This window comes from Rossellomorea pakistanensis (assembly GCF_016908495.1).
GTDB classification, from domain to species: domain Bacteria; phylum Bacillota; class Bacilli; order Bacillales; family Bacillaceae_B; genus Rossellomorea; species Rossellomorea pakistanensis.
The window spans coordinates 1,523,618-1,548,638 of record NZ_JAFBDZ010000001.1; the positions used below are offsets into that span (position 1 = coordinate 1,523,618).

22 protein-coding genes and 1 other annotated feature are annotated in these 25,021 nt (G+C 38.1%); of the genes, 8 read left to right on the forward strand and 14 right to left on the reverse strand.

Features of this window, described 5'->3' with window-relative positions:
* Positions 1-151: 151 nt before the first annotated feature.
* On the reverse strand, positions 152-556 hold the full coding sequence (locus JOC86_RS07430; RefSeq protein WP_205169621.1) for a hypothetical protein: 405 nt from the start codon (positions 554-556) through the stop codon (positions 152-154).
* Between the two features lie 309 nt (positions 557-865).
* Here JOC86_RS07430 and JOC86_RS07435 point away from each other — a divergent pair, with 309 nt between their 5' ends.
* On the forward strand, positions 866-1,042 hold the full coding sequence (locus JOC86_RS07435) for a hypothetical protein (RefSeq protein WP_205169622.1): 177 nt from the start codon (positions 866-868) through the stop codon (positions 1,040-1,042).
* A gap of 154 nt (positions 1,043-1,196) precedes the next feature.
* Positions 1,197-1,421, forward strand: a complete 225-nt coding sequence (locus JOC86_RS07440) for a hypothetical protein (protein ID WP_205169624.1) — start codon at positions 1,197-1,199, stop codon at positions 1,419-1,421.
* A 15-nt stretch (positions 1,422-1,436) separates the two neighbouring features.
* Here the strand turns inward: JOC86_RS07440 and JOC86_RS07445 are convergent, their stop codons facing one another.
* Together JOC86_RS07445 and tyrS are read right to left on the reverse strand one after the other, a co-directional pair.
* Positions 1,437-1,769, reverse strand: a complete 333-nt coding sequence (locus JOC86_RS07445; protein WP_205169626.1) for a hypothetical protein — start codon at positions 1,767-1,769, stop codon at positions 1,437-1,439.
* Between the two features lie 386 nt (positions 1,770-2,155).
* A complete protein-coding gene (gene tyrS / locus JOC86_RS07450; protein ID WP_205169628.1) occupies positions 2,156-3,418 on the reverse strand; it encodes a tyrosine--tRNA ligase in 1,263 nt (420 codons plus the stop codon).
* Positions 3,419-3,460: 42 nt separating this feature from the next.
* Positions 3,461-3,679: a binding site (T-box leader), on the reverse strand.
* Between the two features lie 166 nt (positions 3,680-3,845).
* Here tyrS and JOC86_RS07455 point away from each other — a divergent pair.
* On the forward strand, positions 3,846-6,776 hold the full coding sequence (locus JOC86_RS07455; protein ID WP_205169639.1) for a transglycosylase domain-containing protein: 2,931 nt from the start codon (positions 3,846-3,848) through the stop codon (positions 6,774-6,776).
* A gap of 597 nt (positions 6,777-7,373) precedes the next feature.
* On the opposite strand, the gene acsA is transcribed toward JOC86_RS07455, so the two are convergent.
* Positions 7,374-9,092 carry an acetate--CoA ligase gene (gene acsA, locus JOC86_RS07460; RefSeq protein ID WP_205169642.1) on the reverse strand — a complete coding sequence of 573 codons (1,719 nt, stop codon included), beginning with the start codon at positions 9,090-9,092 and terminating at the stop codon, positions 7,374-7,376.
* Positions 9,093-9,334: 242 nt separating this feature from the next.
* On the opposite strand from acsA, the gene JOC86_RS07465 reads away from it, so the two are divergent.
* The 3 genes from JOC86_RS07465 to JOC86_RS07475 are packed head-to-tail and all read left to right on the forward strand — an operon-like array spanning position 9,335 to position 11,821.
* Positions 9,335-9,967, forward strand: a complete 633-nt coding sequence (locus tag JOC86_RS07465; RefSeq protein WP_205169644.1) for a GNAT family N-acetyltransferase — start codon at positions 9,335-9,337, stop codon at positions 9,965-9,967.
* Between the two features lie 37 nt (positions 9,968-10,004).
* On the forward strand, positions 10,005-10,652 hold the full coding sequence (locus JOC86_RS07470) for an acetoin utilization AcuB family protein (protein WP_205169646.1): 648 nt from the start codon (positions 10,005-10,007) through the stop codon (positions 10,650-10,652).
* Positions 10,649-11,821, forward strand: a complete 1,173-nt coding sequence (locus tag JOC86_RS07475) for an acetoin utilization protein AcuC (RefSeq protein WP_205169648.1) — start codon at positions 10,649-10,651, stop codon at positions 11,819-11,821. The genes JOC86_RS07470 and JOC86_RS07475 overlap by 4 nt, the downstream gene beginning before the upstream one ends.
* 16 nt (positions 11,822-11,837) lie before the next feature.
* On the opposite strand, the gene motS is transcribed toward JOC86_RS07475, so the two are convergent.
* The 4 genes from motS to JOC86_RS07495 form a co-directional block, all read right to left on the reverse strand.
* A complete protein-coding gene (gene motS, locus JOC86_RS07480; protein WP_205169651.1) occupies positions 11,838-12,545 on the reverse strand; it encodes a flagellar motor protein MotS in 708 nt (235 codons plus the stop codon).
* Complete coding sequence (motP, locus tag JOC86_RS07485) at positions 12,535-13,350, reverse strand: flagellar motor protein MotP (RefSeq protein WP_205169654.1); 816 nt, start codon at positions 13,348-13,350, stop codon at positions 12,535-12,537. Before motP ends, motS begins: the two co-directional genes overlap by 11 nt.
* A gap of 58 nt (positions 13,351-13,408) precedes the next feature.
* Entirely contained in the window at positions 13,409-14,428 is a 1,020-nt protein-coding gene (ccpA, locus tag JOC86_RS07490; protein WP_419096027.1) for a catabolite control protein A, read from the reverse strand.
* A gap of 388 nt (positions 14,429-14,816) precedes the next feature.
* Positions 14,817-15,893, reverse strand: coding sequence for a bifunctional 3-deoxy-7-phosphoheptulonate synthase/chorismate mutase (locus tag JOC86_RS07495; RefSeq protein ID WP_205169673.1), 1,077 nt, complete (start codon positions 15,891-15,893; stop codon positions 14,817-14,819).
* Positions 15,894-16,092: 199 nt separating this feature from the next.
* On the opposite strand from JOC86_RS07495, the gene JOC86_RS07500 reads away from it, so the two are divergent.
* The gene (locus JOC86_RS07500) at positions 16,093-18,255 is read left to right on the forward strand and encodes a cell division protein FtsA (protein WP_205169676.1); all 2,163 of its coding nucleotides are present in this window, start codon (positions 16,093-16,095) and stop codon (positions 18,253-18,255) included.
* Between the two features lie 116 nt (positions 18,256-18,371).
* Here JOC86_RS07500 and ytxJ read toward each other — a convergent pair whose 3' ends face one another.
* From ytxJ to JOC86_RS07515, 3 genes are all read right to left on the reverse strand, one after another.
* Complete coding sequence (gene ytxJ / locus JOC86_RS07505) at positions 18,372-18,686, reverse strand: bacillithiol system redox-active protein YtxJ (protein ID WP_205169679.1); 315 nt, start codon at positions 18,684-18,686, stop codon at positions 18,372-18,374.
* 109 nt (positions 18,687-18,795) lie between these two features.
* Positions 18,796-19,257: a YtxH domain-containing protein gene (locus tag JOC86_RS07510; protein WP_205169682.1), complete on the reverse strand. Its 462-nt coding sequence runs from the start codon at positions 19,255-19,257 to the stop codon at positions 18,796-18,798.
* Positions 19,258-19,275: 18 nt separating this feature from the next.
* The gene (locus JOC86_RS07515) at positions 19,276-19,794 is read right to left on the reverse strand and encodes a DUF948 domain-containing protein (RefSeq protein ID WP_205169685.1); all 519 of its coding nucleotides are present in this window, start codon (positions 19,792-19,794) and stop codon (positions 19,276-19,278) included.
* 230 nt (positions 19,795-20,024) lie between these two features.
* Between JOC86_RS07515 and JOC86_RS07520 the strand changes: the two genes are divergently transcribed.
* On the forward strand, positions 20,025-21,140 hold the full coding sequence (locus JOC86_RS07520) for an aminopeptidase (RefSeq protein WP_205169687.1): 1,116 nt from the start codon (positions 20,025-20,027) through the stop codon (positions 21,138-21,140).
* Positions 21,141-21,689: 549 nt separating this feature from the next.
* On the opposite strand, the gene murC is transcribed toward JOC86_RS07520, so the two are convergent.
* The 3 genes from murC to JOC86_RS07535 form a co-directional block, all read right to left on the reverse strand.
* Complete coding sequence (gene murC / locus JOC86_RS07525; RefSeq protein WP_205169689.1) at positions 21,690-23,012, reverse strand: UDP-N-acetylmuramate--L-alanine ligase; 1,323 nt, start codon at positions 23,010-23,012, stop codon at positions 21,690-21,692.
* 158 nt (positions 23,013-23,170) lie between these two features.
* Entirely contained in the window at positions 23,171-23,824 is a 654-nt protein-coding gene (locus tag JOC86_RS07530) for a hypothetical protein (protein WP_205169691.1), read from the reverse strand.
* Positions 23,825-23,835: 11 nt separating this feature from the next.
* Entirely contained in the window at positions 23,836-24,939 is a 1,104-nt protein-coding gene (locus JOC86_RS07535; RefSeq protein ID WP_205169693.1) for a nicotinate phosphoribosyltransferase, read from the reverse strand.
* Positions 24,940-25,021 lie beyond the last annotated feature (82 nt).

Consider the following 25,021-nt stretch of genomic DNA (forward strand, 5'->3'; position numbering starts at 1 on the left):
TATTACCAACACAGCACCAATTACAGCAGTGATAACTGTTACTATAATGCCCTGTGTACTTTTTTCTATTAGCCCATAGACCACGGACGCCATAACCATAAGCACTATTAAACTATGGTATAAACGATATTTGGACATAAAATCACTCCCCTTAATTAGTGTACCTATAAACTGTTTTTTTGTAGTTTTTGTAATTCGTTCCACTATAGTATACCGTTTTTGTCTTATATTTGTAACCGCTTCGATCACTTTTCTTTATGTATACTTTATAAGACAAACTGCCCCAATATGCTTCTTTTACGGCATATGCTGTAGCACCACCAAATGAGGCTACGGCTGCATATGAACCAAAAAATCCGACTGTCCCAATAGCAACACCACCAAGAATAGTGCCAAGTCTCCTATCTGGGTTTGAATAAGTTAATGTGTAGGTTGCTGGCGGTGTCATGCATTTATAGGCAGGATAGCACGCTGATACCTCTTTCGTGTTAAATCCTCCTAAAATCGTTATGAGTAACCCAAAAACAATAATGGATTTTCCTACTTTACTTTTCATGTTCTCCTCTAATTATGTATGAATTTGATAAATCTATTAAATTATTACATTTTCTACATCATTTGTCAGCATTAATTTGTTATTTTATGTAGAAAAAGGTAATAATTTAATATTTTTTTAACCCTTAATGAAAATAGATTCTATTTTTCTATATTCCTCTTAATTGGGGTAAAACCAGCAACTAAACAACAAAACGCACTTTCGAAAAAAAATGGAAAACGAAGAATTTTCAAGTGGTTAGGTTGTGTCACAAAATCTATAACAAATTATTTTGTCACTATATAACCTGAATCACTTTTTTGTTACAGAATGAAAACAGCTGTTAAAACGATTCATCATCCAATTATTTCCGAAATTGCGTCTGGTGTCACGGTTGCTGGTTTTACGCCTACTACAGAGAAAAGGATATTCATAATTTTATACAAGATTGATTTTATGCCGTTTTTCATGTTTACTCTTACTATTAGCGAAGTAATTTATGCATAAATGAGTTTCTAAACTCCAGGCGCTTAAAAAATAAATTAAACGTAAAGGGAGGCTATTACCATCGTTAATGACGTTGTTGAAATTCATTTGTAGGGTTTCTAGGTATCTAGAAGCTTAAAACGCGAATTTGCCCCCTTAGAACGCTTTACAGTGTGTGGTGATATATTTGTTAGAGAGTAAACAAGAAAGAGCATTCGAGATTTTACAAGAAGCTGCCCGAAAGCTGGCATACCTTCCAGACAAACTAGCCGAACTATCTTACCAGCAACCCGAAGAAGCCCTGCGGCTTCTAAGAAACTGGGGAGAAGGGAAGCAACCCGTAAATAGTTTATTCGAGGAAGTTACCGATCTTCTAAACAGCAAAAGACGCCAGGACTAAACCTGGCGCCTTTTCTTAATAATCATATAGTAATCCCTCCAAGTCTGCAGCGCTTAGTATATCGTCCGCCTGGCTTAGTTTTTCGGTTAGGTACTCCATTATAACTTGACCTAATTCTTCATTGCTGCGTCCATCTGTTGAATTGATCTGGATAGCACCTTTCTCTATTTTTAAAACAGTACTAAGCTTTAAATTACTGCTATTTACCGAAGACCTCGGACCATAACTAGAGTCGTTACTTGAAAAACTGTATCCAGCTGTCAGACCAGGCTCTGACCCGAAGGCGTTCCCCATAGCGTTATGAAGCGTCCTTGTTTGCTTATATACACCTTCCACTAGCGTACTCATGATTTTACCGCCGTTATACATAAGGTTGCTTAAAGGTCCTGTTTTTGCGTCGGAGAAAGGTAATAAATCTCTTACCTCTCCTAAAGCACTTTTAACCGCGTCAAACGGGGCGGAAGCTACGGACATAATGCCGTCTGCTAGAGTCTGAATGATCGCTTTTCCAGGAAGATGAGGGATTGCTCTTATAAATAGAATGAGCAGGAATGATTCTCGTATGAATCTTAAAGAAAAAACAATGAATGATAATAAATTTATCAAATGTTAAGGCTGAAGAACAACAAATTAATATAGATGTCATAGGGAAGTAGAAAATGGGTAGTCCGAAAAGGACCAAATACATGAAAATAAAAAATAAGCCGCCTGATCGTTCAGACAGCCCTTTTTTATTATACATACTGAATCATAAAATACTTCTTCTTTCCACGTCGAATGATCGTGAATTCTTCTTCTATCATATCCTTTTCCTCAAGAACATGACCTAAATCGGTCGTACGCTCACCATTAATATAGACTGCACCATTTTGGATATCTTCACGAGCTTGACGCTTTGAAGGGGAAATTTTTGCAGAAACGATTAAGTCTACAAGTCCAATTGTCTCTTCTTTCGGTTGTTGGAAAGTGGGTACATCCTTGAAACCTTGCTTTATTTCCTCTGCAGATAATGCTTGGATATCCCCACTAAATAAGGCTTGAGTAATTTTAATTGCTTGTCTAAGTGCTTCTTCGCCATGAATAAGTCGAGTCATTTCTTCTGCTAGAACCTTTTGAGCCTTGCGAAGATGCGGCTCATTTTCTACAGTTTGTTGCAATGATTCAATTTCCTCTTGTGAAAGGAAAGTAAAGTATTTCAAATATTTAACAACATCCGCATCTGCCGTGTTAATCCAGAATTGGTAAAATTCATATGGTGATGTTTTTTCTGGATCTAACCAAATCGCACCGCTTTCTGTTTTACCAAATTTTGTTCCGTCAGCTTTTGTCACTAAAGGAATCGTTAGGCCAAATGCTTTAGACTCTTCTTCCCTTGTTCTCCTAATGAGTTCAAGCCCTGTTGTAATATTTCCCCACTGGTCACTTCCACCGATTTGAAGCTTACAGTTGTAGTTTTCATATAGATGGTTAAAATCGATGGCCTGAAGAATTGTATAAGTGAATTCTGTATAAGATATTCCTGTTTCAAGTCTAGAAGCAATGGTATCTTTCGCTAGCATGTAATTCACACCAACATGCTTACCAAAATCACGAAGAAAAGAAACGATGCTCATTGGACCAATCCAGTCAAAATTATTCACTAATTGAGCCCCATTTTCTCCTTGGAAATCAAAAATTCTTGTTAATTGTCCTTTAATACTTTCAACATTATGCTGAATCGTTTCGATTGTTTGTAATTTTCGTTCTTCATTTTTTCCACTTGGATCACCAATTAATCCAGTAGCTCCACCAACTAGCACAAGTGGGCGATGACCGTGTTTCTGGAATCGACGCAATGTTAAGAATGGCAACAAGTGACCAATATGCATACTATTTGCAGTCGGATCTATTCCACAGTAAATCGAGATTTTTTCATTATCGAGAAGTTTAGCTAATCCTTCTTCATCAGTTTGTTGATACGATATCCCTCTCCAAGCTAAATCCTTAAGTAAATCCATAAATAATCCTCCTATAAAAAAATATAAAAAGCGCCCCTGCAATGCAGGGACGCCCGAAACGCGATACCACCCAAACTTACGGAATATAAAATTCCATCACTTCATCATCTTAACGACTCTTCGCCGTTTACTGCTACTAATAAAGTTCACAGTAAAAGCTCCAGGAAGTAATTCACCAAACAGTTTGTGTCAGTTCGCACCATCCACTGACTCTCTAATTAACAGGGAAAGTTGGCTACTTTATCCATTCATTGCCTTTATACATTGTTTAGTTATAAGAAATTTTTATCATATTCTATTTTAAAAGTCAATGATCCCTCCCTTGAAAAATTGCTAATTTTTGGACATCCAAAAGGATTTCGACATTCCGACACGAATCCTGCCTATATATGCTATAATATAGTTGATTTTTAGGGGGAATGAATAGATGAAAGAAAAGTGGGAGTCATTGCTTGAAAAGCTTCAACCTGTTTTCAAGTTTTTTAATGATAATAGATTCCGGAAACGAGCTAGAATTACATATGGAGTCGCATGGAACCTATTGTTAGTCTTCACAATCGTTTCTGTTTTAGGATTAACTTTTGCAGGAGGGGTAGGGGCTGGCTATTTCGCTTCACTTGTAAAAGACGAACCAATCCGATCCTATGATAGCATGAAAAAAGATATTTACAACTATGAAGAAACATCACAGCTCTACTTTGCGAATAATGAATTTTTAGGAAAGCTAAGGACAGATTTAGAGCGTGAAGAAGTACAATTAAAAGATGTATCAGAACATCTTATTAATGCGGTCATTGCTACTGAAGATGAGTATTTCAGAGAGCATAATGGAGTCGTTCCAAAAGCCATCGGCAGGGCGATCGTCCAAGAATTCACAAATTCAGCAACACAATCTGGTGGTTCGACGCTAACACAGCAGTTGATTAAGAACCAAATATTAACGAATGAGGTTTCCTTTGAACGGAAAGCAAAAGAAATCCTTCTTGCACTAAGACTTGAGAGATTTTTTGAAAAAGAGGAAATCTTAGAAGCTTACTTAAATGTCGCTACCCTTGGAAGAAACGCATCAGGGAATAATATTGCCGGTGTACAATCTGCTGCCAAAGGAATTTTCGGTGTAGACGCAAAAGATTTAACATTGCCACAAGCAGCTTATATTGCCGGAATGCCACAAGCCCCTTTTACTTATACACCATTCACAAATAATGGGAAAGTTAAAGAAAACTTAAAGCCTGGACTTGAAAGAATGAAAACCGTCCTTTACCGTATGCATAGAGAAGGATTCATCTCTCAAAAAGAGTATGACGAGGCACTAGCCTATGACGTCACAAAGGATTTTACGAAACCTGTGAAATCCCCTCACGAGAAATATCCATATCTTACAGCTGAATTAGAAAATCGGGCAAAAGAAATCATTGCTAAAGTTCTTGCTAAAAAAGATGGGCTTAACGAAGAAGATTTAAAGAATAACGATGAAATCTATGAAAAATATATGACCTTAGCGGACAGAAACATGCGCCGTAGCGGTTATAAAATTCATTCTACCATTCAAAAAGATATTTATGATTCCATGCAAAAAACAAAGAATGAATACGATCTTTACGGACATAGCTATACCAAAACGATAACAGATGAAGAAACGGGAGAAGAAAAGAAAATCGAAGAACCTGTTCAAGTCGGTGCCATCATGATTGAAAACAAAACAGGGAAAATCCTCAGCTTTGTTGGTGGACGCGACTTTGAAACCGAGCAAATCAATCATGCCACACAGGCCATTCGCCAAAATGGATCAACAATGAAGCCATTACTAGTGTATGCTCCAGCCATTGAATATGGAGTCATTGCACCTGGTACACCACTACCTGACGTAGCAATGAGTATTCGAGCTGGAAACGGTGAAATTTGGGAACCGAAAAACTATAGCTACGATTATCATGGATTAATGCCAGCTAGATACGCCCTTGCCGAATCGTTAAACATTCCAGCTGCGCGACTGTACACAAAAATCGCTGATCGAGGACCCGTACAGTTCCTTGAGAAAATGGGCTTTAGTACCCTTCTTAATTCGGAAAAGGATAACCTCGCATTATCTCTCGGAGCAATGAGCAGGGGTGTTACCGTTGAAGAAAATACGAATGCGTACACAACATTTGCGAATGGCGGTAAATTTGTAGATGCATACATGATTGACAAAATTGTCGATGACGAAGGAAAGGTTATTTATCAGCATAAAGCCGAGCCTGTTAATGTATTCAGTCCTCAGACCGCTTATTTAACGCTTGATATGATGCGAGATACAATGAATTATCATACCGGAACAGGTCGTACGGCCAAGAGATTCTTGAATTTCGATACCGATTGGGCAGGAAAATCAGGAACGACCAATGAATATCACGACCACTGGTTTGTTGCCTCAAACCCTAATATTACAATGGGGACATGGTTTGGTTATGATGATCCGAAGTCATTAAATGCCCCTGAATCTGCTTGGGCCGGTCATTATGGAGTTAGAACGATTCGACTTTGGTCATACTTTTTAAATGACATTTATGATATTAAGCCTGATTTAGTTGACCCTGAAGAACGATTTAAGAGACCAGGCGGAATTGTCGATCGTTCCTTCTGCAGTATTTCTGGTAATCTACCATCTGAGGCATGTAGTCAAGCCGGATTAATCTCAAATGATATTTTTAATGCCAAGTATGTTCCAAGCAAGACCGATAATAGTTTGCTAAAGAGCCGATATGTTCTTATCAATGGCGCGAAATACTTAGCCCTTGATTCAACCCCAGCGGAGTTTTCACAGCCTGGAGTGATACTAAATCCTGATTTTGTTGATAGTATATTGAGTGGAATCTATGCGGATCCACGTCAGCTATTCCCAGTTGGCAACGAAAAGTTCAAAAATATATTAGTTGCTGAAAACAAAATTGCCGATGATGGTAACGCTCCAGGAACAGTAAAATTAACGGCATCTGGTAGTAGCATCACTTGGACAGCCTCCGCTAGTGGTGATGTCGTTGGGTATAGAGTTTATAAGAAAAATGGAAATAGCGCTCAAAAGATTGGCAGCATCAAATCAGACGGCAGCTTCTCTCAATCTGTAGGCAACGGCAGTTACTATGTTGTCGCAGTAGATGTTGCTGGGAAGCAATCAGCTCCCTCTAATGTCGTTATGATCGGTCAACCGAAAGAAAAACCTAAGCCACCAAAAGAAGATAAACCAAAACCGCCACCCGAAGAGCCAAAGCCAGATCCTAAGCCGGAGCCAGAGACTCCTGTAACAGGAAATCCTAACGACGAGCAAGGGAACAATGGTGAGAATCAAAATGGAGGAGAACCTCCTGCTGAAGGCTAAAGTAAAACCCCCGCATTTATTGGTGCGGGGGTTTTACTTGTAGGTGGAAAAATAACGAATCATTCACAACTTCATTCACTGGAAACTCCTTATATGTTTTCTCAAGTGAATATAAAGGGCATTTCACCACTTTCTTGATTGGTTTTTTCCTTATACCCTTTATGAAGGACCTTCCTTTCATACATGGATTTGTCCTTCATTGGCTTCATAAAAGACCTTCCGCCTGCTTTTTCCACAAGGTTTTGTCCTTCATCTGACTAATAAAGAAACATTCCCCTACTTTCCTACTGGATTCTGTCTTTCCTACGCTTTATGATGGATAATCTCACCCTTTCCCTACGAAATTTTGACCTTCATTGGTTATTATGATAGGTACTTTATACTTAACTTTTCACACTTACATTCACCAAAAATCAAAATTATTCCACCATTGATATTTCCTTTTTCTTTACCGAAAAAAGTGGAAAAAACACTGATAAACTACAATAAAAAACACACTGCGAAATCATATATGAAATCGAGTGTGTTTCCCTTGTGATTTAAACTTTTTTACTTCTGATAGGAACCCGTATATAGTGCGGGGATATTAAAATCCTATTAATCTTCCATTGTTGATAAATCACCTGTCGGCAGATCAAGCTCCCAGGCTTTTAGCACACGTCTCATGATCTTTCCGCTTCGTGTCTTTGGTAGTTTATCTTTAAATTCAATTTCTCTTGGGGCAGCATGTGCAGCTAATCCTTTTTTAACAAACTGTCTAATTTCTTCTTTTAATTCATCCGTTACTTCATAGCCTTCACGAAGGGCTACAAAGGCTTTTATAATTTCCCCGCGGACAGGATCAGGCTTACCAATGACTCCAGCCTCGGCAATTGCCGGATGCTCTACAAGCTTACTTTCGACTTCGAATGGGCCAACACGCTCACCTGAAGTCATGATAACATCATCAATTCTTCCTTGGAACCAGAAGTACCCTTCTTCATCCATGTACGCTGAATCTCCCGATACATACCAATCACCTGGCATAAAGTAGGATTCATATTTTTCTTGGTTATTCCAGATCGCTCCCATCATTGATGGCCAACCTTTTTTAATTGCCAAGTTGCCCATTCTGTTCGGAGGGACGACATTTCCTTGGTCATCTACAATCGCTGCTTCCACACCTGGAATCGGTTTTCCCATTGATCCAGGTTTAATCTCCATGGATGGGTAGTTACAGATTAACTGACTGCCTGTTTCCGTCATCCACCATGTATCGTGGATTCTCTTATTGAAGACTTTTGTTCCCCAACGGATAACCTCTGGGTTTAAAGGTTCCCCTACACTTAATACATGTCTTAATGAGCTTAGGTCAAACTGTTTTACTACCTCATCCCCTGCACCCATCAACATTCTAAATGCTGTTGGAGCACTATACCAAACGGTCACTCCGAAATCTTCAATGGTTTGATACCAGCTTTCAGGTTTGAAACGTCCGCCGACAATAATATTGGATGCTCCTGCAAGCCATGGACCAAAAATCCCATAAGTAGTTCCGGTAACCCAGCCTGGGTCTGCTGTACACCAATAAACATCTTCTTCTTGTAAATCTAATACCCATTTTGATGTTTGGTAATGCTGAATCATTGCTTGATGAACATGTAAAACACCTTTTGGTTTTCCAGTGGATCCCGATGTGTAGTGTAGGATCATCCCATCGTCTTTCTCTACCCACTCTGTATCCAATTGATCACTTGCATCAGTGAATTTAGATAAGAAATCAATGTAAGTACCTTCCTCTTGTACGCCTTCACCTACTAAAAAGACATGCTTTAATGCAGGTAATTCTTCTACAGGAACACGCTCTAATAGTTCTGGAGTCGTTATCAGCACTTTTGCTTCACTATCTTCTAAACGGTCTCGTACAGCGCCTTCCATGAATGCCTCAAATAATGGACCAACAATCGCTCCGAGTTTGATCGCTCCAAGAACAGAGAAATATAGTTCTGGTGATCGGGGCATAAAGATAAATACTCGATCCCCTTTTTCAACATCCCCGAAATTCTTTAAAACATTTCCCGCTTTATTCGTTAATTTTTTCATTTCTCTAAAGGTATACTTCTCGTCACGACTACCATCTCGGTAATACAAAGCCACTTTATTTTTTCGGAAGGACTCTGCATGACGGTCAATCGCTTCATGGGCAATATTCACTCGACCTGTTTCATGCCATGAGAAATTCTTCTCCGTTTCTTTCCAATCAAACGACTCATAAGTATTTTCATAGCTTTCCAAATTATAATTTCCCTTAATAGCTGGTAACGCTTCCACTTTCATCGAACGATTCCCCCTTATGTAAGAAATGTAGTTATTATTATAGTACAAAAAGGATTTTTTCTCAATTTTTAAAATTATATAATATTACAGATAACTCTACTTTTTCTTGGTTACGATAACATATATCTTGCTTTTAACCTATTAAATTATCCCTGCAAAAATCTGAAAATTTTGTGTAAGCGCTTTTTTTCTGATAGATTTATGTATAATAGTGTTATGGAAAATATCAGGGTGGTGACATAGTGAATCATAAGAAAACCTATAATGCAATGGAATTAAAAACAGCTAAGGGAAGTTTGATCATCGAGGGGCCGATTCCACCTGATGAATTATCTCGTCTTGATTTTCATGAGGATTTAGTAGCATTTCGCCCACCTGCACAGCAGCATAAAGCGCTTATCGAGATTGCTGGATTACCTGAAGGGCGAATTATCATAGTCAGAGATCGGAATACAATCGTTGGCTATGTAACCTATCTCTATCCAGACCCGCTCGAAAGATGGTCACAAGGGAAAATGGAGAAGTTAATAGAATTAGGGGCCATTGAAGTGATACCAAAGTTCCGCGGAGCGTCCGTTGGTAAAAACCTCTTAAGGGTTTCGATGATGGACGATGCCATGGAGGATTATATTATTATTACAACCGAATACTATTGGCATTGGGACTTGAAGGGAACTGGCCTTAACATATGGGAATATCGCAAAGTGATGGAAAAAATGATGAATGCCGGTGGCCTTGAATGGTATGCCACAGATGATCCGGAAATTAGCTCCCATCCGGCCAATTGTTTGATGGCTCGTATTGGAAAACGGATAAATAATGAAAATGTTCAAGCATTCGATCAGTTGAGGTTTATGAATCGTTTTATGTATTAATAACGTAACACTACAGCGGGAGGAGTTGAATGCGATCATGATAATTGAAGAAATAATGAATACGAATGTAGAAACCTTAACAGAAAACGATACGATTGAAGCAGCGATTAAGCTCATGAGAGAGAAAAAAATCAGACATATCCCTATTATAAATGACCAAGGTGAGGTCATTGGAATTGTCAGTGATCGAGATGTTAAAGTCGGTACTCCATCTATTTTTCAAAGGGATAAAGCCTCTGATGAATTAAGTAAACCTCTCAAGCTTATTATGAAAAAGGATGTCATCATTGGGCACCCACTTGACTTTGTAGAAGAAGTTGCCGCACTATTTTATGAGCATAAAATCGGTTCTCTCCCAATAGTTAAAGAGAAACAGCTTGTTGGAATAATTACAGAATCAGACTTACTACATACATTAGTCCAGCTGACAGGAGCTCATCAGCCTGGATCACAAATTGAAGTCCGTGTCCCCAATAAAGCAGGAATCCTTTATGAAGTTGCCGGTATTATCCGTAAGCATAATGCAAATATTCATAGTGTTCTCGTATATCCAGATAAAAAAGATGATGCATATAAAATTCTCGTCTTTCGCGTTAGAACGATGAATCCTGTCTCTGTTATTAATGATTTAAATAATGAAGGATATTCGGTTCTATGGCCGAATATTCCGGGTATCTCTTCATGAAAAAAGATGCGGTTTTTATCTATTCCGACAAGCTTTTGCAATACCGGTTTTCGGATCAGCATCCATTTAATCAATATCGTTTAAAACTTACGATTGACTTATTACAAGAGCTTAAAGCTCTTTCACAACAGGATTTTATTGAACCAAGAATGGCGACAGATGAAGAGCTTTTACTTATCCATGACCCTTCTTATGTCAATGCTGTCAAGCAAGCAAGTCTTGGTCAACTTTCAAATGATAAAGCCGAAAGCTATGGGATTGGCACAGAAGACACTCCCATTTTCAAAGGCATGCACGAAGCAAGTGCTCTACTAGTTGGAGGAACGCTAACAGCTGTTGATTGCATAATGGAAGGTAAAGCGGATCATGCCCTTCATTTAGGCGGTGGTCTCCATCATGGTTTCCAGGGAAAAGCTTCAGGCTTTTGCATCTATAATGATAGCTCTGTTGCGATAAAGTATTTACAAGAAAAATATAATGCCCGAGTGATGTACATTGATACCGATGCACATCATGGAGACGGTGTACAGTGGTCCTTTTATGATGATCCCAATGTCTGTACACTATCGATTCATGAAACAGGGAGATACTTATTCCCGGGTACTGGAAATGTCAATGAACGCGGATTAGGAAAGGGATATGGGTATTCTTTTAACATCCCTGTTGATGCTTTTACGGAGGATGAATCTTGGCTGCATGCCTATGAAACTTCCTTTCGTGAAGTCATTGAATTCTTTAAGCCAGACGTGATTTTGACCCAGAATGGAGCGGATGCCCATTATTATGACCCTTTGACGCACCTATCTAGTACAATCAATATTTATAAACAGATCCCAGAATTAGCACATGAACTTGCACATGAATATTGTAATGGACGGTGGATAGCCGTTGGTGGCGGCGGGTATGATATATGGCGTGTCGTCCCAAGAGCATGGTCTTTCATTTGGCTTGAGATGTCTAATCAATTGCATCTCATAGATGATTTTCCTTTAGAATGGACAAAGAAATGGCAGGAGCATTCACAGCTCCCTCTCCCCACCAGCTTCAGTGACCCAGATGATATGTATAAACCGATACCACGAAAACAAGAAATTTCAGAAAAAAATGCTCAAACCGTTGAAAAAGCATTATACCCAATTCTCTCAAACAGAAAGAATCATCATCAATAAAACCACCCCTTACCGTTTAAGGGGTGGTTTCACTTTTATTTGTAGGGTTTGCGATAATGACCTCTACTCTCCTATTTTTTTGAAGATTACTAGCTGTATCATTAGGAGCAATAGGCCTTGTTTCCCCGTACCCAACAGCAACGAACCGAGCCGGATCGAGATCATGATGACTGATTAAATAACGAATAACACTGCTTGCTCTTGCCGTTGATAACTCCCAGTTAGAAGGATACTGATACGTCTGAATAGGGTTATTGTCTGTATGACCCTCAACCTTCACCAAATGAGGGATGTTCGTAATCAACTGACCAATTTTGTTTAAAAATGGATAGGCATCTTTTCTGATTGTTGCGTCACCTGATTGAAACAGCACCTGCTCTTCAAGGACAAGAACAACTCCCCGCTCCGTACGAGTAGCAACAATGACATCGCCTAAGCCGCTTTCATGTAGATAACTTTTTATTTCTGAAAGTAATGTATCCAACGATTCCTCCTGTTCGTCTTTTTCCTCAGGAATGTCTGAGGGGACAATGGATGAGTTATACTCAAGAATCTCATCATTATTTAAGGAATCTGCAATCGCTTTAAATTTATTTACATCTATTTGTGACATCGAAAATAATAGAATAAAGAATACAAGTACTAATGTGATAAGGTCTGAGAAGGTTACCATCCATTTAGGTGCACCCTTTGAGGTTTGCTCCGGACGCAGCCTACGCCTCATTGGAAATGGCCTCCCCTTTAAACTTCACACCTTTTTCTGCTACATCTTCTTTTGATAGAAAAACCTGTAGCTTTTCTTTTAATATTTTCGGATTTTGTCCTGACTGAACACCAATTACCCCTTCAATAGCAATCTGCTTAATAAAAACTTCCTTCTCCGTTTTTAGTGCTAATTTAGCGGCCATCGGATTGAAAACGAGGTTTGCTAACAATGTTCCATACAGGGTAGTTAATAAGGCAACAGCCATATTAGGCCCTAAACTTGTAGGGTCATTTAAATTTTTTAGCATTAAGACTAACCCGATAAGTGTTCCGATCATTCCCCAAGCCGGCGCATAGTCCCCAGCCTTTTCAAACAAGCTTCTGTTCTTTCGATGTCTCTCCTCTAAAGCAAGAATTTCCGCATTTAGAATATCGATAATGATGTCTTGTTCAATCCCATCGATGGCGAGTAGAACCCCTTTTCTTATAAAAGGATCCTCTACTTTCTCGACTTCTGCTTCAAGAGAAAGCAGGCCTTCACGACGTGCTCTTTCGGATAAACGCACAAAAGTGTTAATGACATCCTGCAAATTATATTGATCTTGCTTAAATGTTTGTCGTGATACCTTGTGAAATTGCTTTAACTCACCAATGGAAAAACTGACAAGCATTGCAGCTAAGACACCTCCAACAACAATAAGAACGGAAGGAGCGTTAATAAATGATCCAAATCCAGCAATGCCGCCACTGGATATAATGGAAAAAGCAATGAAGGCAAGTCCGACAAGCACCCCTATAGGAGTGAAATAATCTAGCTTCCTCATGGTTTCTCTCCCTAACTAAATAATAACGTTGACTATAGTCTTTATATCGTCACTTCTATTATTTTGTTGAGCCTCTAAACTCAATTCGATGAGGAAGCACGACAATATTCTCGTCGACATTTTCTTTGTTCATATATTTTGTTAATAGTCGCATGGATACGGCCCCGATATCATACAGTGGTTGGACAACAGATGTTAATTGTGGTCGTACCATCAAAGCAAGTCTTGTATTATCAAAACTAATGACTTCCGCTTTTTCAGGGATATTCACACCATCATCCTGTGCTCCATGCACGATTCCTAATGCCATCTCATCGTTGCCAACAAAGACTGCTGTAGGAGTATCCTCTAATTCTTTAATCCTTTGCCATGCTTCAAGTCCTGAATCATACGTATAATCGCCTTCTAAGACTAAATCTTCCTTATACGTAATATTTGAATCTAATAAGGCTTGTTTATACCCTTCTAATTTTGACTTAATATTAATCGTGTCATGAAAGGGTCCGCTAACATATGCAATTTTTTCATGCCCTTTATTAACTAACTCTTTTACTGCATCATAAGCAGCATCTTGATAGTTAATATTGACAGAAGGGACAGTATGGGATTCCTCCACTGTTCCTGCTAGTACGATAGGGACAGGTGAACGTTCAAACTCCTTTACATGCTCATCTGTGATATGTCCACCCATAAAGACGATGCCATCTACTTGCTTCCCAAGCATTGTGTTTAATAAATGAAGCTCTTTATCTTTATTCTGATCTGAGTTACTCAGAATGATATTGTATTTATACATTGTGGCGATATCTTCAATCCCTCTGGCAAGCTCAGCGAAGAAAATATTTGAAATATCAGGGATGATCACCCCAACGGTTGTTGTCTTTTTACTTGCTAAACCACGTGCAACCGCATTTGGACGATAGCCGAGACGATCAATGACCTCTAATACTTTTTTTCTTGTTGCTGGTTTTACATTTGGATTACCGTTCACTACGCGAGAAACGGTCGCCATTGATACATTCGCTTCTCTTGCAACATCATAAATTGTTACATTCATTTCCTTACACTCCTTTTTCAAGAAACCTTTACAATTAGTCTTATTTTACACTATCTATTAATGAATTAAAAAAGGTTATCCCCGAACTTTTACACTTTTTCAGTCAACATTCAATAGTACCCTCACTAATCATGTACCTAATCATACGACAGACAACATCTTCCTGCAATAATAGTTAACCATTGTAACAAAGTTTTCATGACTTCTCCTTATTAACTTATCCTATAAAAGAATGATTCATCCTAGATCCTATATACATAGGAATATTACTATTGGCTTTCATCCTACCTTACCTCCATTTCATGCAAAAAAAAAGCTAACCCGAAAAGCAGCACTTATCCATAGCTCTAATGACTAAACTTCAGGATAAGGTTCTTTTCGGATCAGCTTATAATCGTTCAAATACCTTTTATACTCTTGCCTTTACACTGGCACCAATTTCATTATAGAAATGATCGAATTGGTCTAGATCCATTTGTTGCGCAGAGTCAGAAAGGGCAACTGCTGGGTCAGGATGTACTTCCGCCATTACTCCGTCTGCTCCAATTGCGAGTGCTGCTTTCGCTGTTGGGATTAATAAATCTCTTCTACCTGTAGAATGGGTGACATCAACAAATACCGGAAGATGCGTTTCTTGTTTTAGAATTGGAACAGCTGAGATATCTAACGTATTACGTGTTGCGCGCTCATACGTACGGATTCCTCGTTCACATAGAATGATATCGCCATTCCCTTGTGAAATAATATACTCTGCAGCATTGATGAATTCTTCAAGGGTAGCTGATAGTCCACGCTTTAGTAATACCGGCTTGTTGACTGCTCCAGCTGTTTTAAGCAATTCAAAGTTTTGCATATTCCGTGCCCCAATTTGAATCACGTCAATGTAATCAACTGCTTTTTCAATATCAGCTGGATTGACGATTTCACTAACAACCGCTAGATCGTATTCATCTGCAACCTTTTTCAAGATTTTTAAGCCTTCAATCCCTAGTCCTTGGAAATCATAAGGGGAAGTTCTCGGCTTAAATGCTCCTCCTCTTAAAAGTTTAAGACCTTTGGCTTTAACAGCTTGAGCCACTTGCGCAACTTGCTCGTATGACTCTACAGCACATGGGCCGAAGACGAAGTGTGGATTCCCATCACCAATCGTTTCACCTTTAATATTGACAATGGTATCCTCTGGTTTTTTCTTACGAGAAACCAACAATGCTTTTCGGTGATCATCCTTTTGAAGCTCTAAGCCTGCTTTGAAGATTTCTTTAAATATATGTTCAACCGTCGAATGTTCGAAAGGTCCATCATTATGCTCTTTAATTAAGTCAAGCATATTTCTTTCTCGAACCGGATCATAGCGATTTACACCTTGTTTTTCTTTTACTCGCCCGATTTCTTGTACTAAGCTTGCTCGTTCATTAATAAGTTCTAATAATTTCAAATTCTTTTCTTCAACCTGTTTTCGTAGTTGATCGAGCTCTTGATTACTCACTTGCCAACATCCTCTCCGTCAAATATTTCTTTCATCTTACATGAAAGCCTGTCATTCTTTTATTAAGATATGATACATTTTTTATATTAGGGACTATTATAATCGAATAAGTCAGAAATGTCACGAAAAAATTCTTTATTAATTAAACGCTTTTAAGCACTAAAGTATTTTAGATATAAAATAAAGTAGGTGTATCCTTTTGGAGAAAAAAGAAAAGGTATTTGCATTAGATATTGGAACACGCTCTGTTGTCGGAATTATTCTTGAAGAACATGAAGGAGAATATAAAATTATGGATATGATCTCTCAAGAACATAAGGAGAGAGCGATGTTAGATGGACAAATTCATGATGTTCCAGCAGTATCCAAAGTCATTTCAGCAATTAAGAAAGATTTGGAAGCAGTTCATGGCCCATTAAAAAATGTTTGTGTAGCAGCTGCTGGAAGAGCGTTAAAAACGGAATTCTCAAGCGTTTCACTTCCTATTAATGGAAAGCCTTTGTTAACAAAAGAGGACATCCTTCATTTAGAACTATCAGCTGTTCAACAAGCCCAAGCAAAAGCAGCACAAAACGAAAGTGAGGAAAGTTATCACTATTATTGTGTAGGATATTCTGTCCTTCATTTTAAATTAGATGGTGAAGAGATTGGTAGCCTCATTGATCAACAAGGGAAAGTGGCAAGTGTAGAAATTATTGCTACCTTCCTACCAAAGGTTGTGGTTGAGTCTCTTATTTCTGCCCTTCATCGTTCTAAATTAGAAATGGAAGCTTTAACCCTTGAGCCAATTGCAGCAATTAACGTGCTCATTCCCCCATCGATGAGAAGATTGAATGTTGCTCTTATTGATATTGGTGCAGGAACCTCGGATATTGCCATTACGCACCACGGAACCGTAATTGCTTTTGGCATGGTTCCAACAGCAGGCGATGAAATCACAGAAGCTTTTAGTGATGAGTTCCTACTAGATTTCCCATTAGCAGAACAAGCTAAAAGGGAGTTTTCACAGCAATCAACTATCCAAATTAAAGACATTCTTGGATTTGAAAACACTTTGTCCCGAGAAGAAGTGGAGGAAAAACTTGCTCCTGCTATTAAGAACCTTGCACAAAAGATTTCAACGGAAATATTAAGATTAAACAATCAAAAACCACCTAAGGCCGTTATGCTTGTTGGAGGTGGGAGTTTAACACCGAATATAACTGAAATGATTGCGGAATGTTTACAGCTGCCACCGAATCGTGTTGCTATTAGAGGTTGCGAGGCAATTAGTGAACTATCCATCCATGAGGAGAAAATGAAAGGGCCAGAATACGTAACTCCTGTCGGCATCGCAATTGCTGCCAAGAAGGCACCTGTTCAGTATATAACTACATATGTGAACGATAAGCCTGTTCGAATGTTCGAGGTTAAACCATTAACCGTCGGTGATTGTTTACTTGCAGCAGGTCATAATGTTAACAAACTTCATGGGAAACCAGGGCTTGCTATCATGGCATATGTAAATAACCAAGCGATAACGCTTCCAGGGACTTATGGAAATCCCCCTAGTATATCTATAAATGGAAAGCATGGATCCTTAGAAACTGCCATAAGCAATGGAGATCGAATCATAGTCGGCAAAGGGGAAGACGGCTTGTCTCCACACATCAAAATATCGGATTTACTTGATGCGATTCCTACGAAAGAAATTAGAATAAATAACAAACCCTATGAAGTTTCTATTAACGTTAAAAAAAATGATAAAGTAGTGAGCATAAACGAAATAGTCTGCGATCAAGACCGAATTGAAGTGAAACAAACTCAAGATTTAAAAGATGTATTTCTTCAATTAGGTTATCAAGAGTATCTATCACTGGCTCACCCATTTCGAGTAACCATTAATGGTAAAGACACCTTTTTCCCTGCATTTACTGGAAAACTGAAAGCAAATGGAATCGACGTAAAACCGACATATATTGTCCAACATAAGGATTCGATCGATTTTCATCTGCCTGAAACTCCCACTCTTCAGATGATTCTAACTAAAAAACAAATGGAATTCGAAAAGGAAATCACGGTATTTTTTCATGAGGAAGAAGTTCAATTAAAGAAACAAGTTGGTGAGGTATTTAGAAATGATAAGAAGCTTTCATCAGACTCCCTTATCCATTCAGGTGATTCTATTCAGTATAAAATAAACGAAGAAGCCACGTTCATCTTTCAAGATATCTTTCGGCATGTAGAAATTGAAATGCCAACAAATGCTAAAGGAAATTTCATTCTTTTAAAAAATGGGGAAGAAACATCTTTTTACGATTCAATTTCTACTGGTGATCGGTTAGAAATTTCTTGGCCAGTCATATCAACTCCAAAAAGATGAACACAATAGAGGCTGCCCTATAAAGATCAGGAAAAACAATCTTCAGCAACGAAAACTTTTAACCTGAAAATTTCTTTGACCTAACCATTAAATTATGGGGCAACCTCATATTAGAATTATAATTGCTTTAAAGCTTTCTGAGTAATATTCCAATGAGAAGCTGTCCATCCTGGTTTACCATCTATAAATAGAAAGGCCTGAGGAGACTCATGCTTTATTCCAAACTTCTCGGCAATGTAATTAGATAGGGAACGTGACTCCTGTACCGCTAGATAATAACCATCTATATTCTCATTATTTATAAAAGTCACATATTCATCATAAGCATTTCCACTCACTGGACATGTAAGGCTATGCTTTAGGAAAAAGAAACGGTTATGCTCATTCAGTAGCTGTTCGAATTCTTCAATTTCATTGATTTTGGTCACCATTTCAAGCGCTCCTTTCTTTTCAATTAAAAACAGTGAAGTAATCTTACCACTTCACCGTTTTAATAATCAAGTTATTCATTTAGGCGGGCAGTATATCTAATATAGCCGTCTATTGTTTAATGGTTTGTTCTGTTTCGTCAAAAGCCTTTTTCGTTTCTTCAAGCTTTTGATTTGCTTCATCTTCTCGAACCAGATCTGAAGCAATTGCATCCTGAGGCAACTCCTCATTGACGGATTCGTCACATGACTGACCTCTATAAGATTTTACCTTGTTTGCAATGTTCGAGGATTGCTCTTGGACTGATTTTGTTAAAGCAGATGTCTTTTCTTTTGCAACAGCTGCAAATTCGTTACTTTTCTCAACAGCGTTATCCTTCCATTGGCCGGTTTTTTCTTTCCATACACCAGCTTGCTCATTTAAATCAGTGCGAAGTTCTTTTCCGGATTTTGGAGCAAGGAATAATGCTGTAGTGGCCCCTACAATTCCACCGATTAGGGTTCCAATTAAGAAATCCTTTGTGTTAATATTACTTTCCGTTGTGTTTTGTTTGTTTTCAGTTTGCTGTGCCATTTAAATTCCTCCCTTTTCTTATTGTCTGGCTCTTTGAACCATTCTCACTCTTTGTTTCTTCTCTTTAGATCTGGGTTCTTGGATGTGTTCATGTTGTTCAGTTGTTTCCACTTTTGATTCAGTGGGTGTGTTTTTTTGCTTCCACTTTTCTCTTAACTCCATGATGACATTTCCCCATTGAACAGCTTGAGAAATTTTATGTTGATTTCTCTCTAATTCAGAAGAGACAGAATTAGTAACTTTTCTAACAGAGGTATTTAAATCATTAATCGAATCTCCTACACCCTTTACGGCATAGACGACTGTGTTTAAGCTTTCGGACTTTTTCTGGATATCCTCTGCCAATTGGTTTGTTTTATGTAACAAATCCGCTGATTCTTTTGTTACACCTTGTAGCTGCCCTTCCAGCCCTTCCATCGTGTTTGAAACACTATCTAGTGTAGTTTTTACCGACTTCAAGGTATTTGTAAGGCTAATAACTAAAATTAAAAAAGCAATTGCGATTAGGGCAACACTTAAATATAATATGACTTCCATTTTGCTATGCACCTCCTGCTTACAGTATTCTTTACCCAATAAATTTTATTATAAACAGTTAATTATACTTTCTGTACGCTCTGCTCATTTTCCTGCCCTAACGAATATTTTTTTAAAATGTTTACACATCAATAATAAGAAGCCCTCCAATAGATGAAAAATTATTGAAGAAAAAGCTTTTAATTAATGACCGAATATACGATAAAATAGAAAAAAAGGAGGAATTAAAATTGAAAGATCCAAGAATTGACGTACTAGCCAAAAATTTAATTCAATATTCTGTTCAATTACAACCGGGAGAAAAAATATTGATTGAAAACTTCGGACTGCAGCGTGAACTTGTAACAGCTTTAGTGAAAGAAGCTTACGCAGCTGGAGGTCATCCATTTGTATCGTTAAAAGATCACACAGTAGATCGCTCACTCCTAATGGGAGCAAATGAAGAACAATATGAAATGATGGCACACTTTGAAGCCAATGTCATGAGTCAGATGGATGCTTATATCGGTCTCCGATCTGGAGAAAATATCAGCGAGCAATCTGATGTCCCTGATAAAAAAATGAAAATCCACGGAAATACCATCGGGAAAAAAGTACATAGAGAAATTCGTGTTCCAAAAACAAAATGGGTTGTACTAAGGTATCCAAATGCTTCAATGGCCCAGCTTGCTAAAATGAGTACAGAAGCATTTGAAGACTTTTATTTTAACGTATGTAACCTTGATTATGCAAAAATGGATGAGGCAATGGATACACTGGTCAATTTAATGAACAAAACGGACAAAGTTCGCATTACCGGTGAAGGCACAGATCTTTCATTCTCTATCAAGGACATACCGGCTGTTAAATGCGCAGGCCGCCTTAATATTCCTGACGGAGAAGTATATTCTGCCCCTGTAAAAGACTCTGTTAATGGGACGATTTCATACAATACTCCATCCCCTTACCATGGATTTACCTTTGAAAATGTTAAATTAACATTTAAGGATGGGAAAATTGTAGAAGCTACAGCTAATGACACAGAGCGCATTAATAAAATCTTCGATACAGATGAAGGAGCTCGTTTTGTTGGTGAGTTTGCGATTGGAGTAAATCCCTATATCCAGCATCCAATGCAAGATATCTTATTTGATGAAAAAATCGATGGCAGCTTCCACTTTACACCTGGCGAGTGCTATGAAGATGCCTATAATGGAAACCATTCCAATATCCATTGGGATATGGTCATGATTCAACGCCCTGAATACGGTGGTGGCGAAATTTACTTTGATGATGTTCTGATTCGAAAAGATGGAAAATTTGTTTTACCCGAGTTAGAGGGGTTGAATCCTGAGAATTTAAAGTAATCATTTATTTTGGAGGGTGACTCAGCTGGAGTTGCCCTTTTTTTGGTTGGGAGAGTGCAAAGTAGAAAATAAAAAGAAACCATTTTCGGGAAATGTGTAATAAATTTTGTTTTCGTGCAATTAATGGCCTGTTTTGGTGCATAAATTTTAAATCTTGTGTAAATAGGACAGGTGTTCGTGCAATATATAAGGATAATTCGTGTGATTAACCTTTTTAGTGAATTAGTTAGTAGCAGTATTAGAATGTAGCTTTGTAGATGAGAGGTGTATTGCAGCTTGACTCCTTGATTGTAGGTAAGCTTTCGATTTCATATGCCCCCCCCTTTTTATAAGCTTCTATCAACTTTTTATGAGGCACTTCCCTCTTTTTATGCGCCAAATTCATTCCTTATGATGCTTTTTCCGATTTTATGCGTCCAACCGTTTTCAAGCCTCTTTAATACTTTTATAGGCTACTTTAAATCTAAGTTTCCACTAGATTACTCCAGCTTTTCTTCTCCCCCCAAAAAAGGTGACCCATCATAGGATCACCTTCTTATCAAAAGCCACTTAAGACTTTTCTATCTTTAAATGTTCTTCAAGAGTACGTTCATATGCATCTTGAAATTTCTGGATATCTCCAGCACCCATAAATATTAGCACACCATTATCATGGACTAGAAGTGGTGAGGTATTATCTTCTTGAATGATCATACTGCCATCGATTTTGTTCTGAAGATCTTTAATCGAAAGCTTCCCATGATTTTCCCTGGCAGAGCCGAAGATTTCACAGAGATATACTTTGTCTGCCTCGCTTAAGCTGTCGGCAAAATCGGTGAGAAAGGTCTGAGTTCTTGTGAATGTGTGCGGTTGAAAGACTGCTATTATTTCCCGGCCAGGGAACTTTTGTCTAGCTGCATCAACCGTTGCTTTGATTTCTGTTGGGTGGTGGGCATAGTCATCAATAAGAATCTGTCCACCTAATTGTTTTTCTGAGAATCTGCGTTTAACACCTTCAAAAGAAGCTAACCTATCTTGAACCTTCTCAGGATCGATATCTTCGTAGTGACATAGTGCAATAACAGAAAGAGCGTTAAGGATACTATGGTCACCGAATGTATTGATTGTAAAAGTTGCGTAGAATTCGTTTCTGACAAATACATCAAAAGTTGTCCCACTTGGTTCTTTTACGATATTTCTTGCTTGAAAATCGTTTTCTTCTGCAAATCCGTAAAACAATACTGGAACTTTTGCTTGTATCTTTTGAAGTTGTTCATCATCACCGCATGCAATAATTCCTTTTTTAACTTGCATGGCCATTGCTTGAAATGCTTCAAAGACATCGTCAATATTGGCAAAGTAATCAGGATGATCAAAATCGATATTGGTCATGATAGCGTAATCTGGATAGTAGGAAAGAAAATGTCTTCTGTATTCACATGCTTCAAATACAAAATATTTTGCATCTTTTTCTCCCTTACCTGTTCCATCCCCAATAAGATAAGAGGTAGGTTTAGCTCCTCTCATGACATGGGCTAGTAAGCCTGTAGTAGAGGTTTTCCCATGAGCTCCAGTCACAGCCACACTCGTGAATTTTTGCATGAAATCACCTAGGAACTTGTGATACCTTGTGATTGGTAATTCGAGTGATTGTGCTTTTTCAATTTCTTCATGACTGTCAGGGAAAGCATTACCTGCAATTACTTCCATCCCCTCATAAATGTTATCAGCATTAAATGGCATAATCTTTATCTGTGAATCTTCCAATGCTTTCTGTGTAAAAAAATACTTTTCCACATCAGATCCTTGAACTTTATAGTCCATATCGTGAAGCACTTGGGCTAGCGCACTCATTCCAGAACCCTTTATCCCTACGAAATGGTATATTGTCATAATAGAACCTCCAACAATCGTCTATCTGTAAACAGTATATGATACTTAGCCTATTTTGCTATGTAATCATGTAACAATCTTTTTATAGTCATACTACTTATGATTTTCATATTGCCTCATTATATCATCTTTTCAAGCCCATTTCTATGAATCGCATGTTACAGTGTCTTTAAGATATAGTGAACAGCATTTTCTTTAAGAAAACTTCTCCATGTATTCTCTGAGTTCTCTACCCGTTTATAGTCATCCAAAAGGTCATTCATAAGGCTTTTTTCTTTTACCCAATAAGCTGGACCAAGTAACAATTGATTTAATTGAATTGGAATACTTCTTATAAATAAATATGGGTCATGCTCGTTATTTTGTTTAAATGATTTATTTACTACATGCAAGTTTTCATCATTAAAAAGGCTGCGAACGACCAGGTATTCTTCTGACAGGTCAATTAATTTTACCGGTTGCCAGGGTGCCGTTAAAAACAGAGCCCCCAATAATCTGGTAGGCTCTGAAGCTTCAGAAGCTTTCAAATGCAAAAATTGGTAGAAAATGGACTGGCCCTTAATCGTTTTATAATCAAATAACAGCCAATGTTGAAACGTATCTTTAATTTTAGTTGAAGTTAATTCTTTATCTACAGCAATGTGAAATTTCTCTTGAAAAAGCATTTTCGCTCTTACTTTTTCGCGAATGTTCACTTCTCTGTTTAAAAATTCAAGACTTTCATTGTACAAGTTCATTCCTTGCGCAATAGCCAATTGCAATTTCTTCTTTCGGTAAGCGTCTAAATCAATAAGGAATTCCTGGTCAGACATTTTTTTCACACCTATTCAAAATCGACCTTTTCTAAGCGAGGATTCCAGCGTAACTTTCTACCTGCTTTTGCTTGATGCTTACCATCTAATATAACGTTATCGCCTGTGAATCCCATATTAATTTTTAATAAACTACTTCCAACTCCATAAACATCGACTGGAACATTATTGCTTTCAAATTGAGTAATACGCTCCTCGTTAAACCCACCAGTCACGACAATCTTCACATGTTGAAACCCTTCTGAATCAAGCTCATTACGCAATGCATGAACCAGTTCTGCATTGACCCCTCTTGGATCAAATGTACCTAAGAGATGTTGATTTCGAAGGAAATATTTATCTATCATCGTTCTTGATGTATCAATACGGACTCCTTTTAATTCATCCCCGAAAACTCGGGCAACTTTCAAGGAATCCGTAATCACATCATTGTTGTAATCTACAAGGGCAATGAGTTCATCATTTGGGAACGTTTCTTTGTAAGCTTGAGTTGCCTCGACAATATCACCATTAAACATTTGAATAAGGGCATGAGGCATCGTTCCCATTCCTTGCTTCCCCCACCACTCATTCATAGCATTGGTTGCTTGTGCTGTAGAGCCTCCGATAAAAGCAGCGTAACCATCTCCTGCTTGTTGAGTAAAATGATCGTCACGGTCACCCATAAATATCACCGGCTTTTGCTCCCCTGATAAAGCAGCGGCTTTCATCAATCGATAGACATTTGTTGCAACTGACGTCCGTCTTGCAAGGACCCCATCGATTATTCCTTCCAAGTATCCAAAGTCTTGGTAACGTCCAGATATGGTTAGAACTGTCTCAAAAGGATGAATTTCATCTCCATCTTTTAGTGAATGAATCTCAAGCTGTTCTGGATTGTCTGCGAATGTATGCAAAAGAGCAATGGCTTCATCCGTTCCACATAGGACACCATGATTCTTTTGAAAGAATTGCATGGTAATCTTGCTTTCCGGTTTATATTTTTTGACAATTTCTCTTGTTTTTAAAAAATATACAGCAGAAAACCAACCTTCCCTAACTCTTTTGTCAAATTTGAAGGTTTTATTTGTTAAACGATTTATTTTTCCTTGAAGTTTTAACTCGATTTCTTTCATCCTCGAAGCTCCTTACAATGTCCTGTAAAAACCAAAATGAGAAGAACGATTTATCTTTTAGAAGGATTAATCGTTCTCTCGT

Excerpts from the sequence above, each read along its gene's own strand:
- JOC86_RS07430 (WP_205169621.1), bottom strand. The coding sequence starts at position 556 with ATGAAAAGTAAAGTAGGAAAATCCATTATTGTTTTTGGGTTACTCATA.
- JOC86_RS07435 (WP_205169622.1), top strand. The coding sequence starts at position 866 with ATGAAAACAGCTGTTAAAACGATTCATCATCCAATTATTTCCGAAATT.
- JOC86_RS07445 (WP_205169626.1), bottom strand. The coding sequence starts at position 1,769 with ATGAGTACGCTAGTGGAAGGTGTATATAAGCAAACAAGGACGCTTCAT.
- tyrS (WP_205169628.1), bottom strand. The coding sequence starts at position 3,418 with ATGGATTTACTTAAGGATTTAGCTTGGAGAGGGATATCGTATCAACAA.
- JOC86_RS07455 (WP_205169639.1), top strand. The coding sequence starts at position 3,846 with ATGAAAGAAAAGTGGGAGTCATTGCTTGAAAAGCTTCAACCTGTTTTC.
- acsA (WP_205169642.1), bottom strand. The coding sequence starts at position 9,092 with ATGAAAGTGGAAGCGTTACCAGCTATTAAGGGAAATTATAATTTGGAA.
- JOC86_RS07470 (WP_205169646.1), top strand. The coding sequence starts at position 10,005 with ATGATAATTGAAGAAATAATGAATACGAATGTAGAAACCTTAACAGAA.
- JOC86_RS07475 (WP_205169648.1), top strand. The coding sequence starts at position 10,649 with ATGAAAAAAGATGCGGTTTTTATCTATTCCGACAAGCTTTTGCAATAC.
- motS (WP_205169651.1), bottom strand. The coding sequence starts at position 12,545 with ATGAGGCGTAGGCTGCGTCCGGAGCAAACCTCAAAGGGTGCACCTAAA.
- motP (WP_205169654.1), bottom strand. The coding sequence starts at position 13,350 with ATGAGGAAGCTAGATTATTTCACTCCTATAGGGGTGCTTGTCGGACTT.
- ytxJ (WP_205169679.1), bottom strand. The coding sequence starts at position 18,686 with ATGGTGACCAAAATCAATGAAATTGAAGAATTCGAACAGCTACTGAAT.
- JOC86_RS07510 (WP_205169682.1), bottom strand. The coding sequence starts at position 19,257 with ATGGCACAGCAAACTGAAAACAAACAAAACACAACGGAAAGTAATATT.
- JOC86_RS07515 (WP_205169685.1), bottom strand. The coding sequence starts at position 19,794 with ATGGAAGTCATATTATATTTAAGTGTTGCCCTAATCGCAATTGCTTTT.
- murC (WP_205169689.1), bottom strand. The coding sequence starts at position 23,012 with ATGACAATATACCATTTCGTAGGGATAAAGGGTTCTGGAATGAGTGCG.
- JOC86_RS07530 (WP_205169691.1), bottom strand. The coding sequence starts at position 23,824 with ATGTCTGACCAGGAATTCCTTATTGATTTAGACGCTTACCGAAAGAAG.
- JOC86_RS07535 (WP_205169693.1), bottom strand. The coding sequence starts at position 24,939 with ATGAAAGAAATCGAGTTAAAACTTCAAGGAAAAATAAATCGTTTAACA.